Below are 14,085 nucleotides of genomic sequence, written 5' to 3'. Positions count from 1 at the left end.
GGAGAGGGGACGAGACGATCATGCTGAAAATACTGATGGTAGATGACGAAAAATGGGTAAGGGAGCGCTTTGCGCAGCGTATTCCTTGGTCAGACGGGGGATTTACGTTCATGGGTGCGGCTTCAAGTGCCAAAGAAGCAATCAGCATGATCGAGCGGGAAGTGCCCCATTTGTTGCTTACGGATATTACGATGCCGAATATGAACGGACTGGAGTTAGCTGCTTATGTGCGGAAAAGGTGGCCGCGCGTCCGAATCGTTATTTTGACCGCTTACGGTGAGTTTGAATATGCTCGGCAGGCCATTGAATTAGGCGTGGATAACTACTTAATCAAGCTCGCGCAAACCCCTGAGCAAATCCTTGAAGCTTGCCGTAAGGTGGCCGAGGACTTGGAGCAAGAGCTCGATATTGATCACAAGCTGGAGATGCAGCTTAAGCTCGAGCGGGAGAAAGAGTGGGCCAAGAAGCGCCAATGGACAGAGCGGCTGACGGATGGCGATGGAAGTATGCAAGGGCTTCCCGTGCCCGGTGAGTGGCTGGCAGGTGTGGAATCTGCGAGTTATGTGACGGGAATAACGATAGGCTGGCGCGTAACGTGGAGTTCAGGGCAAGGCGACACATCGCTTGAAGACCCCTTGCAGCTACAAAGCCAGCTAGCCGAAATACTTGAAGCCAAACTGGATGCGCAGATGTTAGGCGATGGTAACAGGTTGGCTATCCTGCCCCTGCAACATACCCATTTATTATTGTTAATCGGTGCGAAGCGAGAGATTCCTGCCTTTCATTTGAGCCAACTGGCGAGAATAGCGCAAGATACAGTCCATGCTTTTGCTCCTGTGAAAAGCCTCGCTCATATTGGATCTGTAGAAGAGTTAGGGAAGCTAAGATGGACAGAGAAACAGCTAGCTAATCTTATACGCAAAGGCAGGGATGGGCTGGCTGCGTATTTCTATTCGGAGGGTGAGAAACCCTCGACCGTGCTTCGGCGACTCGATGCGCAGCAGTCCAGGGAGTGGACGGCGGCTGTCGTCAAGGCTTTGCAGCGTGAGAATGTGGAGGCCTTCCGGGAAGCTGTAACCGTGATGATCACGCTGGGCGCGCCACCAATTCATCCAGGGGACTTGCTCCGTCTGACGAGACAAATGCTGCAACCTGAGCTTGTGCGGCTGCCTGATGCCGTCGCTGCTAGGTTAAGTGGCATCGATCGATTGACGACGTGGAACACCTACTGCGAGTGGTGGTTGGCAACCATTGATGCCATCTGCGAATGGTGGAATCAGCAAGATCAGCCTCCGGTGACTGTACGCAAAGAGATCCAATGGATGTGCCGCTACATTCGCGAGCACTATCAAGCGGATTTGCAGCTGGCAGAGCTCGCCAAGCTCGTTCATATGCACCCCTCGTACGCAGGGCAGATGTTCAAACAGGAGATCGGCGAAAACTTTCTAGAATACGTGAACCGGGTTCGTATGGAGAAAGCAAGCGAGATGCTGGAGCGGACCACGATGAAAATATATGAAGTGTCTGGCGCAGTCGGCATCTCCGACTATCGCTATTTCTGCAAGTTGTTTAAGAGTCATACAGGGGTTACGCCGACACAGTATAAGAGTAAAATGGGGTAATCGCTGAATGCGGTTGCCTTATCTAGTTTTAGGTAACGTCAAATTTAATCAATGAAGCAGGTGGATGTAAACCAAATGAAGCAGAAAATAGAATATGACAATCTCATTCCCATTAATGCTTTTCTTTGGTGTCCGAAGCCGTATCCACAGCCCCTTCATTTCCATTCTAGCTTGGAAATTGGTTATTGTAAGGAAGGCAAAGGGCAGTTTATTTTTGAAAATAAGCAGTATGAAGTACGCAAAGGTGATGTCTTCATTGTCAACAATACGGAGCTGCATATTGCTCAGTCTGCTCAACACGATCCGAGCCGATATATTTTTCTGAATTTTGACCCGAGTCTATTCCTTGAAGAAGATGAGAAATTATTGCTGCCATTTGCCTACCGGTCAGAGAGATTTGAGAATCATATTGCAGCAGGAACACCGCTTGCTCAGCAAATCGGCGTGCTCATTCAACAGATCTATGAGGAACTAAATGCGAAAGCGGAGGGTTATCTGACGTTTTCACGTTGCAAATTGCTGGAGCTTGGTGTTATTCTGCTTCGCCATTACAGGAGTTCGTTTAGTAAAGAGGAATGGGCTAAAATGTCCAGTTCACAACGTGAAATCAAAGAAATGATGCTCTTTGTCAAAGAACGCTTTCGTGAGCCTCTTCAGCTGACGGATGTTGCCGCTCATTTAGGTTGGAGCGCAGCACGGACAGGTCGGTTTTTTAAAGAGCATACGGGCATTAGCTTCTTGACGTATATGACACAGCTGCGGATCAGCGATGCGAAGAAGCAGCTCGTCACGAACCTTGATAGTATCGCAGATATTAGTTTTTCCAGCGGCTTCCAGAGTTTAGCTTCGTTTTATCGTGCTTTTAACCTGGATGCCGGACTATCCCCTCAGGAATATCGTAAACAATTTGGCGTTAAGCAATTATTTTGAGAAGTGTGAAAGAAATTGAGAAGATTCGGCAGGCGTAAATTCGTATAATCAGCTTACATTCTTACATAAAAGGTGGTTTTACGATGGCTGGCTGGGAGAAGTTAAAGGATATTGTGCGTTTAGAAATCGTACAAAGGCGAGAAGAGGGCTGCGATGTCAGCGGGTTTCAGGACAAGTGGGCTGAGGCCGGAGATGACGAAGCGAAGCTGATGATGGTTTATGGTCAGTTGATGTCGCTTGAAATTCGTGCTGATTTCCCTTTTGAGGAACCTTCCGACTTGGCTGGTATTCGTGCGCTGCGGCCTGAAGGACCTCGGCAATTACCGGCGGATAAATCGGAAGCGGAATGGCTCAATCAATTTCAAGGTGCGTGGCTCGGCCGTAGTATCGGGTGTGCACTGGGTAAACCGTTTGAGAATGGTCTATTTATGTTTGGCAGTGGCGGAAGAAACGGATGGAAGAATATTGAGCTATGGTTCAAGGGCGCTGATGCTTGGCCGATTCGTGGCTATGTCCCAGGGAGTTCACGAGCGTCAATTGAGTATGATTTGAAAATAAATGACTGGTGTAAGAAAAGCTGGAAAGAAAACATTCAGTTTATGGAAACCGACGATGATATCCGTTATACCGTGCTAGGCTTGATTCTTTTGGAGGAAAAAGGGTTGGATTTCGATAGCTGGAATATTGGCAAGCTGTGGCATAAGTACCTTAGCTACCAGCAAGTATGTACGGCAGAGACGCAATCTTATTTAAACTTTGCTCAGGTGACCTCCCATATGCAAGGTGACAAAACGGAGGAATGGGCAGAGAAGAGTGACTGGGTACGAACGTGGTTGAATCCGTATCGAGAGTGGATTGGTGCGCAGATTAGAGCCGATGGGCTGGCATATGGCGCTGCGGGAAATCCGGAACTGGCCGCTGATTTAGCTTGGCGAGACGCTTCTTTCTCCCATGTGAAGAACGGTATCTATGGGGAAATGTTTGTGGCTGCTATGATTGCAGCGGCGTTTAACGAAAGTGATAATGAACGCATTGTGGAAATTGGACTCAGCGAAATTCCGAGCAATAGCCGCTTAGCTCATGATATTCGACAAGCCGTGGAAATTGCGCGTACGTCGGTGGATCAATTAGATTTAGTCGAACGGATTTGGAATGCGTTCGAGCACTATCATTGTGTCCATACGAACAATAATGCAGCTTTAGTTGCTGCCTCGCTGATTTTCGCTAAGGACGATTTTGAACTAGCTGTTACGACATCTGTGCTAGGGGGCTGGGATACCGACTGCAACGGCGCTACCGTTGGATCGATTATGGGGGCAAAGCTAGGAGCGGATAAGCTTCCTGCGTCATGGGCGGAACCGCTTAACGATACGTTATACGCAGAGGTGACAGGATTCCATCCGATTGCGATTTCAGAATGTGCCAATCGCAGCTATGAGGTATTTAAGAAGATTTCGAAGGAGTATGCTGCTGGATTGGCGAAATAAGTGCAAAGAGGAAATAGTGTACAGGATCAAGGCTTCTCCACGAGCAAGTGGGGGAGCTTTTTTTGCATGCTTTTTATTAGTAATGGCTTCTTTGACTTTTACAAATTATTAAATAGGCGATAATATCGCGATGACAAACCTTTCGTAAACTTAAAAAGTAATAAGTCAAATTATTTTACTAATTATTGTTAGTTGAGAGGATGGTCATTTTTGACACTGGAAAAATGGAAAAACAACCTAGCAGGGTACTTGTTTCTCGCGCCTTCGCTTCTTGTTCTTATTGTGTTTGTAATGATCCCGATATTCTATAGCGCTGGATTAAGTTTCTTTTCCTGGGATATGCTGCGGCCTAATCCTACCTTTGTAGGTTTGGATAATTACGAAAGAATGTTCATGAATGATGAGTTTTATCACTCATTAAAACTGACGTTTCTGTTTGCTTTCATCACGGTCCCGGGGTCATTAGGTATAGCTCTATTCTTTGCGCTGCTGTTAGATCGAGGGTCTAAGAAATTAATCGTTTTGATTCGTTCTATGTTTTTTATGCCGATGGTCACCTCGACAGTAGCGATTTCCGTTGTATGGATGTTCATCTTCCATCCTGATTACGGATTGATGAATCAATTCCTGGGCTGGTTCGGTGTCGAGCCGCTGAGCTGGCTGAACGATACCAAAACTTCGCTGTTGTCGATATCTATCATGTCGATTTGGAAGAATATCGGCTACTGCGTCATTATTTTTCTGGCGGGTCTTCAATCGATTGATGGTCAAGTCATGGAAGCTGCCAAGGTAGACGGTGCAACGAAATGGCAGACGGTTTTCAAGATCAAGCTGCCTCTGCTGACGCCTTCAATTTTCTTGTTGTTGATTCTGCAAACCATTGAGCAATTTCAGACGTTTTCGCAGGTTGATGTCATGACACAAGGCGGACCGGCTAAAAGCAGTGAACTCATTGTTGTGCAGTTGTACCATTATGCCTTTGAATTGTTCCAGATGGGGTATGCGTCAGCCATTTCTATGGTCATATTCGGGATTGTACTGCTTCTTGTCTTGTTGCAAATGCTCCTGTTAGGCAAAAAAGTACACTACCAATAAAAGAAGGAAGGTAAGACGATGTTTTCTCAAACCAGATTAGCGGCACCAAAAATGAAAAGCGATTCGATGATGAAGGGACTGCAATCTGATCATGTCTCCGTATTAAGCACATATCTCATTCTAGGGCTCGGAGCTGTTGTTATGATGATCCCGTTCCTATGGATGGTTCTTTCCTCCTTTAAGGAAATCGATCAAATCTTCACAGGCTCATTCCTCTCATTGCCAAAGGAATGGCACTGGGATAACTATATTAAGGCATGGAAAAGTGCGCCTTTTGGCCGGTTCTTTCTAAACAGTTTCGTGATGTCTATAGGCACTGTTGTAGGACAAATCATCACAAGCAGTCTAGCGGCTTATGCCTTTTCCTGGATTGAGTTTCGGGGCAAAAAGGTGATGTTCATCGCCATCGTAGCTACAACCATTATTCCATTTGAAGCAACGATGATTCCTTCCTATTTGGTCATTAAAGAATTAGGTTGGATGAACAGTTATGCGGGTCTAGTCATACCGAGCATTTGCAGTGTTTTTGGCATATTTTTGCTTCGTCAGTTCTTTCTCACGATTCCAAAGGATTTTATGGAAGCTGCGCGAATGGACGGCTGTTCGCACCTGCGAATTCTGGTTCAAATCATTTTACCGCTATCGGGCACAGTGCTTGCAACATTAAGTCTGTTCGCATTCCTTGGGGCGTGGAACAGCTATCTGTGGCCACTATTAATTACGAATTCCGCAGACATGAGAACCGTACAGATCGGTCTTCGTTACATGGTGGATAAGGAGCTTGGCACCCAATGGCCACAGCTGATGGCAGCATCCACATTCATTATTTTACCTGTTATGGTCGTGTTCATGATGGCTCAAAAGTATTTCATTCGAGGGGTGATGCATTCCGGAGTGAAATAACCAGTTTGACGGATGATGAACACGAAACTATCGAATTCCATATTCTTAGGAGGTATAAACAAGATTATGAAAAAAACGCTACTTACAATCATGAGTGCAGTAACAGTTATCACAGCGGCAGGTTGTGCTTCGAAAGCGGATGTGAATCAAGGCAACTCATCCAGTCAGCAGGCAACGGCTGCATCTGCCACGACTGCAGCAGCTAAGGAAGTTACGCTAACATTTTGGTCAACAAATAAGGACCTTTACGCGGATGACATTAAGCAGTTTGAATCCAAATATCCGAACATTAAAATCAAAGCTGAATTTATGGGTGACTACGATGAAATGGCAAAGAAGGTCATGGCAGGGGTAGTAGCTAATTCATTACCTAATGTCGTGCAGCTTGGTCAAAGACACGGGATACCGCAAATTGCCGACAGTGGAAAGTTAATTCCAATTGAGCAGTTTATGGAGAAAAAGGATATCGATGATATTTATCCGGCCTTCTGGAACCGATTCCGATACAAGGAGAAATTATGGACGATTCCTTTTAACAGCTCGACACCTGTGATGTATTATAACAAGACGATGCTGGAAAAAGCGGGAGTTAAACCGCCAGATAATTGGAATGAACTAGTGGAAGCGGCAAAGAAGCTGACGCAGGACACGAACGGTGATGGCAAGACGGACATTTGGGGCTTTAATACAGCAGCAGACACGCCATGGTACTTACAGCCAATGACCTGGAACCGTGGTGGGAAAATAGTAGATCCTGTAGCAAATAAGATTACTGTCAACAGCAAAGAATCCGTAGAGACATTAAAATCGTTCCAAGATCTCGTTAATGTGCAAAAAGCAATGGCGCCAAATCAGCACAAGACAGCTGAAGAAGATTTCAATTCAGGTAAAGTAGCGATTTTATTCAAATCAGGTTCCGCCTTAGCTGCTACTCAAAAGCAAGTAGGTGACAAATTTGCAGTAGGCGTCGCTCCTCTTCCGATGATTCAATCTCGTACAACGCCGATTGGCGGTAACAGCTTAGGTATCTTCAAGTCCAATGATGAATTGCAGAAGGCTTCATGGACCTTTGTTTCTTACTTGACGAATACGGAGAATGCTGCAAAAACAAGCATGAAATCAGGGTATGTACCGATTCGCAAGACATCCACAGATTTGCCGGAGTTCCAAAAGTTGCTGAAGGAAAATGATGGCTTCAAGGCAAATATGGGACAAATTGAGTATTTGTATGGACAAGCTATTCATCCAGCTGACTCCTTGATTTGGTCTGGGTTAGTAACCGCTCTGGAAACTGTGGAAGGTGACAGCAAGGCAGATCCGCAAAAGCTGCTTGATAAGCTACAGCAGGATGTTGACGTATTTATGAAAAGTTACAAGTAAATACCGGTTACTGGTTTGGGGAGTGCCTGCCTATTGGCGAGCATTCCTTTTTTTCTACTACATGTGGACATCACTATCAAAAATTAATATGTTAAAGGAGTGCTATTGGATGTTTGTGAATCTTGCACATAGAGGGGCTTCCGAATATGCCCCGGAGAATACGTTAGCGTCATTTTATAAGGGAATCGAGATGGGAGCTAACGGTATCGAAACGGATCTCAAGATAACGAAAGATGGCGTTGTCATTCTGTTTCACGATAATGAGTTGAATAGAACGACGAATGGTACAGGACTTCCTTCTGATTATACGTGGGAGGAGCTGCAGCAGTTGGATGCGGGAGGGTGGTACTCACCGCGCTATGCAGGGGAACGCTTAGTTTCCTATGAGCAGTTTCTTCATTATTTTGGGAGAAAACCATTGCTGTTTGCGTTAGAATTAAAAGATAAGTTTATAGAGGAGCAAGCGCTCTACTATATTGAGAAATATGATGTCCGTGAGCAAGTGACGGTTACTTCCTTTTCATACGATAGTCTTCGGGCCGTACGAGCAAAAGATGCGACCATCAAAATGGGGCATTTGGTCCGACATATTGATCTTTCTTCTATCGAGCAAGTGAAAGAGATTAATTGTCAACAGATTTGCCCAGCCACTGAGTTCATTACTGCGGAAGGTGTTGCACTCGCGAAAGCACATGGACTAGAAGTTAGAGCATGGGGAGCATTTAGTGAACAGCTGATGCACAAAGCCTTGTCATGCGGGGTGGACGGAATGACGATTAATTTTCCGGATAAGTTGTCGATGGCTCTAGCCAGTAAAGAAAACAGCGCCATTTCCGTCGAGTAGATCAGGGCATAGCTGCCTAAGCCCTTTGTAGGAAAGAAATGGGTGAGGGGGATGAGGTTTGAAAACCGAGCAAGGTAACAGCTTTCTGTGGATGAAGATGAATAATCAGAGCAAGGTTCTAAAGCTGCTGCACCGTGAGAGGCTCATCTCGCGTATTGAAATTTCTCGGAAATCAGGGATTCAAAAGCAGACCGTAACAAATATTATTGGGGATTTACTGCATCAGGGCTTGGTTGTAGAAGAGGAGACGTTATCCTTAAGGGGAGCCGGGAGACGACCTACGCAGCTGCGGTTAAACAGGGAGCGTCTAGTTTCAATTGGCGTAGAGGTGACCAAAAGTCATGTTGCCGGCGTGCTTATGGATTACAACCGTATGCTGTTGCATCAGGAGAAGATGTCACTTTCTTTAACGCCAATACGGGATACGAACTCGGTCCAAGCCCAAGATGCGGCTGAACAATTGCTGAACATGCTGATTCAGATCATCGAAATGTTGTTAGCGAAGGTACCTGAAGCATCCATTTTTACCGGCATTGGGGTAGGTGTCCAAGGAATCGTTAATTCCCATGAAGGCATTGTCATACATTCACCTTATCTTGGCTGGTTTCAGGTTCCTGTTCGTTCACTTTTGGAAGACAGGTTCAGCATTCCTGTTTTCATTGATAATAATGTTAGAGCCTTTGCCATTGGTGAGGTGTGGTCCCGTCCGGAGGAGGATTTGGGGCATGTCCTTTGCGTCTATTTGGATGAAGGTGTCGGGAGCGCAATAGTCATCAATCATGAGATCTATTCGGGCTATCAATACCAAGCAGGGGAAATCGGTCATGTGAAGATCGAACTAAACGGCGAGTTGTGCTACTGCGGTCAACGAGGGTGTCTAGAACCGTATGTATCGGTTCAGAATCTGGGGAAAAAAATGGGTCTGGACGGCGGCTTCGGGGAAATAGTGACACTGCTGAAGAAGCAGGATACTCGAGCCGTAAAGGAGCTTCAGGACGTTGGAGATCGATTAGGGTTTGTATTGGGAAATACGATTAACCTAATGAATCCGCAAGCGGTGATCCTCGGAGGTGAGTTAATAAGAGCTGTGTCATGGTTTGCCCCGTCTATGACTATCGCCATGGAACAGACGACTAGAGCAAGCAATCGGAGTACAGCGATTATTTTTTCTGATTTTCACCAGAATAACGGATCCATTGGGGCTGCTTCACTTGTTTTTCATCAGGGTTTATTGAATACGATTTCAGGAAAAGAAGGCTCTGGATCATGATTTCAACAGCACGATGGCTTATGGCATTCTATTTTATTTATTACGGCACGACAGCGATGAATATTATCTATCTTCCTTTAGTCCTTAAAGAGAAAGGCCTCTCGCTCCTGGAGATCGGGGCTTTTCTGTCTGCGGGACTTGTAGCAGGCGCGGTGGCTCAACCGTCATGGGGGGCTGTAAGTGACAGACTCGGCGGAGTGAAAAGAATTATCCTATGTTGTTTAGTCGGGATGACGGTTGGTCTTGGTATCCTGTTTACTTCGGAAGATAGCATGCTATTGTTGATAGGATATTTGATATTTGTTATTTTCTCTTCTCCGGTCATTCCATTGGTTGATTCGTGGAACATGTCACTCAGCGAAATAGGGGGGCGGCCTTATGGGGCTTATCGCATTTGGGGGAGCTTGGGTTTTGCTTGTGCCGCGCCTTGTATGGGATGGATTTCACAGCAAACGGGTCCTGTAGTTTTATATGTACTTTATTCAGGAGGTCTAGTACTTTCGTTGATCTGTCTGCTGCCACTGCCTGATGAGCCTCGCCACACCTCGAGTACGAAGTCGAATTGGTCTATAATGATGATATGGACGGGAAAGCCGGGATTATGGTTCATCATGGGTGCACTATTATTGCTAGGTTGTGCTTCCCGAGCAGCAGATAATTTCACAGGCATCTATGCACAAGATATCGGCGGCACGGAATTGTTTGTAGGACTCTGCTGGTCTGTTGCTGCACTTTGTGAAATTCCCTTTTTTTACCGAGCGTCAGCGTGGCTCGACAAATACGGTCCAATCCGTGTTCTTTGCACAGCTGCAGCTTGCTATGGCGTCAAATGGCTGCTCATTTGGACAACTGGGAACTTAGCTGGACTTATGATCAGTCAAACGCTCCAAGGCGCGACATTTGCATTGATGTACGTCGCAGCCATGTATTACGTACGATCGATAGTCCCAATGGCTTTAAGATCAACAGGACAAATGCTGCTTTCGATGTGGATGTTTAGTCTCGCTGGTGTGTTAGGCAGTGGCATAGGGGGATGGCTGATGAACAAAGGTCACTCCATGGAATTATTTGCCGTCTGTATCTTACTTGCGGGAGCAGCTTTTGTTCTTCTATTAGCAGGTGTTCACCGGAATAAAAGCCCACGGCTCGTTCAAACACGTCCGGGAATATAGGAGGAACCTAACTCGGGAAGGGGTGGCTACGGTATGACTCAGGTAATTGAAATGAATGAAATAGGTTGGCATAGAGACAACAAGATCATCCTGGAAGAGATTAATTGGCAAGTTGCCAAAGACGAGCATTGGGCTATTCTTGGACTAAACGGCTCAGGCAAAACAACCCTGCTCAACATGATTAATGGCTACATTTGGCCAACGAAAGGGCAATTGTCCGTCTTGGGGCATCCTTTTGGAAGCGTTGATATAAGAGAATTGCGCAAATCAATTGGGTGGGTCAGTTCATCTTTGCAGGAGAAGTTGTATGCTTCAGATCGAACACAGCATGTCGTAATCAGTGGCAAACATGCCTCTATAGGGTTGTATGATAAACCGAGTGAAGAAGATTACGACCGTGCAAGGGCATATATGCAGCAGTTGTCTTGCTTGCATTTGTATGATCGTACATATCAATCCTGCTCGCAGGGAGAGAAACAAAAGCTGCTCATTGCCAGAGCATTAATGGCATCACCGAAGCTGTTAATTTTGGATGAAGCTACAAACGGTCTGGACTTTCTTTCTAGAGAAGCTTTACTGTCTAGTATTAGTGAACTAGTCAAGAGTCCGAATGCTCCGACGCTCCTATTTGTCACCCATCATATTGAAGAGATTCTTCCTGTGTTTGGCAAAACGTTACTCATTCGCCGCGGAGGTGTATTTGCCAAAGGAGACTCGCGCGAAGTACTGACTAGTGATAGTTTGTCTTCTTTCTTTGAAACCTCTGTAGAAGTGAATTGGCAGAATCAGCGGGCATGGATTTCCATTCCCTAAACAAACGGAGACCCTCAGTCTATTGCTGAGGGTCTCTTTGTACGATTTAAGGAAGTCCCTACAATACAAATCAGTAGGGACTGTTCGTGTTGAAAGCGTTATAATAAGGGACATGGAATTCGTGCCTATTATAGTTTGAACACAAGGGGGAACTGGCATGAAACTTTGGCGAATCGTTCGGGAGAAGAAGTATTTGCTGCGCATTTTTCTATGGATCAACTGTATGATCCTGCTCATTTTACTTCCATTTTCAAGTCTGATCTATGTGAATGTGGAGAAAAATATGTTCCAAAGCGAATACGAGGGGAGCCAAAAGCTCTTGTCTCAAATGAAGTACAATATCGATTATTTGGACACGATGATTAGTAAACTGACGTTTTCTACATACGGCAATAATGATGTGAAGGCACTTATGTATTTGAATGATGAAGAAACCTACGATCATATGAATACGATTAACAAATTAAATGCGACGGTGGTCGCTAACTATCCGTTCGTTCAATCCGTTTATGTCTATAACAACCATAAGAAAATGTATTACTCCACATTCGGTGAGTTGTACCATAAGGATGCTGAGTTAGATAAGGTTCTTGCACAGAACGCTCCCATAATCCCGTTAAAGGCAATTGTTCGGAAAATGCAAACCGGAGGCACTACCGCGGGCCCTACCTACGATACTGTATTGAGTTATGTCATGTTTGAAAATGTAGATGCAAAAGGGGTAATGGACGGAGCCATCATTCTCAATGTGAAATTAGATTGGCTCGTCGATAACATTCGAACGATTAACCAGTTTGATGCGCGCACGCAAAGCGATTTATACATTTTAGACAACAAGAATCAGTTCATAGAGACCGATACTAACCAGATGATCGCTGAAAATCCTTCGGCGGTAACAATCAAGCGAGCCTTCGAAACGTCGGTTTCCCAAGAGCGGATGCATGCGGGAGAGTCGGCTGGATTTTACGAAACTGAAGTGAATGGTGACAAGCTCATCGTCTCTTATATCTATTTAGAAAAAACGGGATGGACCCTGTTGGAAGCAAAGCCGTACAAAGAAGTGTACGCTAATCTGAAGCAGTTGATGGATACGATTGTGATCATCACGGGAGCTGTTTTTGTAGGTGCGCTTCTGTTAACGTTATCGGTTTCTCGAGGTATTTATAAGCCGGTGAGAAGGTTAATAGAACAGACATCGCCCGGAGGGGCTGGAAAAGAGGGCTTCCTGAAGCCTGGTGTGAAAGACGAGTTTTCCTATTTGACCGAGGTGTATCAGAAGTCGCGAGAACAGCTCTATGAGTACAACCTCGAGAAGAACAATAATACGAGTATCATGAAGATTTACTTTTTGAAAAAGCTAATGGCCGATAGCTACAGCATGAATGCAGCTGAATTTGAAGACGTATTGAGGCAGTTGAATGATGCCTTAACCAAAGATAAACCTTTCATCATTTGTGTTCTCCGCATCGATGAGTACAAAAAGTTCCTAAGCCACAAAAGCCTAGCAGAACGGGAGTTGCTGCGCTTCGCGATCGCTAATGTCACGACGGATGCTTTATCCCAGATAAGTGTCGCCCAAACCGTGGATATGAAAGATGACTCGCTCACGATCCTTTTGAACACCGCAGATAGCCAAGAGAACGCCGTGGAACAAGTGGAACAAGCGATACGGGAAGCGCAGAACTACATGGAGAAGCATTACCATATCACATTCACGGCAACCGTCAGCACAATCATTTCCGAGTATACAGCAATTGCTGCCGCCTATAACGAAACCTTAGCTAATAGCTCCTACCGGTATGTATTTGGAACGAAATCTGTGATTACACAAGCACATATCGATGCAAATATAGAAAATGTAGACATTGAGCATGTGTTGGGCATGGTCAGTAAATTTACTGATGCAGTGCCTAAGGGGCATGCAGCCAAGACAGAAGAAAGACTGCGTGAATTGTTCAGTCAGATCCGCCAATTGGACTATGGCAGCATCATGTTGGTCAGCATGCAGGTCGTTCACCATTTGAAGATGACGATTTTTGAGATGAACCGTACGAGTAAGGAGCCAATTGCTGTTCCAGCCAGATTGATGAGCCGTGAGCTGTATGAGGAGGAAACCATTGAACAATTCGAAGGGCTCTTGTTAGAAGCTGTACGCGCCATCCATAGTGAGGGCGAAGAAAAGGGCATCCAAGGCAATCAAGTTGTCGCTGATACGATTAAGGAGATCATCGATTCCAACTACTTCGACTCATCTCTTTCTGCTGCAAGTATTTCTGACATGATGAGACTACCTGCTTACAAGTTGAGCAAAATAGCCAAGATTCACCTCGGGATGTCGATCCCCGAATATATTAATCAGGTCAAGCTTCATAAAGCGGTGGAATGGATGGAGAATTCGAAGCTGAGCATCCAGGAGATCATGCAGCGAGTGGGCGTTGAGAATGAGAGTTACTTTTATAAATTGTTCAAAGCTAAGTTCGGGATGACACCAAGAGAGTATATGGCGAAGCGTATGCGTTGATATAGAAAAAATAAACAGACCCAGTTGTCCATGATGGACTTCCGGGTC

At 45.4% G+C, this 14,085-nt stretch carries 11 protein-coding genes; all 11 read left to right on the top strand.

Going from position 1 to position 14,085, the window contains the following annotated elements; genetic code table 11:
• Positions 1-20: 20 nt before the first annotated feature.
• The 11 genes from J2736_RS13905 (at position 21) to J2736_RS13855 (ending at position 14,037) form a co-directional block, all read left to right on the top strand.
• Positions 21-1,622: a response regulator transcription factor gene (locus tag J2736_RS13905; RefSeq protein WP_310499201.1), complete on the top strand. Its 1,602-nt coding sequence runs from the start codon at positions 21-23 to the stop codon at positions 1,620-1,622.
• Between the two features lie 75 nt (positions 1,623-1,697).
• Positions 1,698-2,552 carry an AraC family transcriptional regulator gene (locus J2736_RS13900; RefSeq protein ID WP_310499200.1) on the top strand — a complete coding sequence of 285 codons (855 nt, stop codon included), beginning with the start codon at positions 1,698-1,700 and terminating at the stop codon, positions 2,550-2,552.
• An 83-nt stretch (positions 2,553-2,635) separates the two neighbouring features.
• The gene (locus J2736_RS13895) at positions 2,636-4,039 is read left to right on the top strand and encodes an ADP-ribosylglycohydrolase family protein (RefSeq protein ID WP_310499199.1); all 1,404 of its coding nucleotides are present in this window, start codon (positions 2,636-2,638) and stop codon (positions 4,037-4,039) included.
• A gap of 210 nt (positions 4,040-4,249) precedes the next feature.
• Positions 4,250-5,134 carry a carbohydrate ABC transporter permease gene (locus J2736_RS13890; protein WP_310499198.1) on the top strand — a complete coding sequence of 295 codons (885 nt, stop codon included), beginning with the start codon at positions 4,250-4,252 and terminating at the stop codon, positions 5,132-5,134.
• A gap of 18 nt (positions 5,135-5,152) precedes the next feature.
• On the top strand, positions 5,153-6,037 hold the full coding sequence (locus tag J2736_RS13885) for a carbohydrate ABC transporter permease (protein ID WP_310499197.1): 885 nt from the start codon (positions 5,153-5,155) through the stop codon (positions 6,035-6,037).
• Between the two features lie 66 nt (positions 6,038-6,103).
• Positions 6,104-7,417: an ABC transporter substrate-binding protein gene (locus J2736_RS13880; protein ID WP_310499196.1), complete on the top strand. Its 1,314-nt coding sequence runs from the start codon at positions 6,104-6,106 to the stop codon at positions 7,415-7,417.
• Between the two features lie 109 nt (positions 7,418-7,526).
• Positions 7,527-8,261 carry a glycerophosphodiester phosphodiesterase gene (locus J2736_RS13875; RefSeq protein WP_310499195.1) on the top strand — a complete coding sequence of 245 codons (735 nt, stop codon included), beginning with the start codon at positions 7,527-7,529 and terminating at the stop codon, positions 8,259-8,261.
• Between the two features lie 58 nt (positions 8,262-8,319).
• Complete coding sequence (locus tag J2736_RS13870; protein ID WP_310499194.1) at positions 8,320-9,531, top strand: ROK family transcriptional regulator; 1,212 nt, start codon at positions 8,320-8,322, stop codon at positions 9,529-9,531.
• Positions 9,528-10,703: an MFS transporter gene (locus J2736_RS13865; protein ID WP_310499193.1), complete on the top strand. Its 1,176-nt coding sequence runs from the start codon at positions 9,528-9,530 to the stop codon at positions 10,701-10,703. Before J2736_RS13870 ends, J2736_RS13865 begins: the two co-directional genes overlap by 4 nt.
• 33 nt (positions 10,704-10,736) lie before the next feature.
• Positions 10,737-11,516, top strand: coding sequence for an ABC transporter ATP-binding protein (locus J2736_RS13860; protein ID WP_310499192.1), 780 nt, complete (start codon positions 10,737-10,739; stop codon positions 11,514-11,516).
• Positions 11,517-11,673: 157 nt separating this feature from the next.
• Entirely contained in the window at positions 11,674-14,037 is a 2,364-nt protein-coding gene (locus J2736_RS13855; RefSeq protein ID WP_310499191.1) for a helix-turn-helix domain-containing protein, read from the top strand.
• Positions 14,038-14,085: the final 48 nt, after the last annotated feature.

Source organism: Paenibacillus qinlingensis, from assembly GCF_031455095.1.
Lineage (GTDB): Bacteria > Bacillota > Bacilli > Paenibacillales > NBRC-103111 > Paenibacillus_E > Paenibacillus_E qinlingensis_A.
This window is presented reverse-complemented; position numbering and strand designations above follow the sequence as displayed.

Bases quoted from the DNA above. Each gene is read 5' to 3' on its own strand.
- J2736_RS13895 (WP_310499199.1), top strand. From the start codon at position 2,636: ATGGCTGGCTGGGAGAAGTTAAAGGATATTGTGCGTTTAGAAATCGTA.
- J2736_RS13855 (WP_310499191.1), top strand. From the start codon at position 11,674: ATGAAACTTTGGCGAATCGTTCGGGAGAAGAAGTATTTGCTGCGCATT.
- J2736_RS13880 (WP_310499196.1), top strand. From the start codon at position 6,104: ATGAAAAAAACGCTACTTACAATCATGAGTGCAGTAACAGTTATCACA.
- J2736_RS13905 (WP_310499201.1), top strand. From the start codon at position 21: ATGCTGAAAATACTGATGGTAGATGACGAAAAATGGGTAAGGGAGCGC.
- J2736_RS13900 (WP_310499200.1), top strand. From the start codon at position 1,698: ATGAAGCAGAAAATAGAATATGACAATCTCATTCCCATTAATGCTTTT.
- J2736_RS13875 (WP_310499195.1), top strand. From the start codon at position 7,527: ATGTTTGTGAATCTTGCACATAGAGGGGCTTCCGAATATGCCCCGGAG.
- J2736_RS13885 (WP_310499197.1), top strand. From the start codon at position 5,153: ATGTTTTCTCAAACCAGATTAGCGGCACCAAAAATGAAAAGCGATTCG.
- J2736_RS13860 (WP_310499192.1), top strand. From the start codon at position 10,737: ATGACTCAGGTAATTGAAATGAATGAAATAGGTTGGCATAGAGACAAC.
- J2736_RS13865 (WP_310499193.1), top strand. From the start codon at position 9,528: ATGATTTCAACAGCACGATGGCTTATGGCATTCTATTTTATTTATTAC.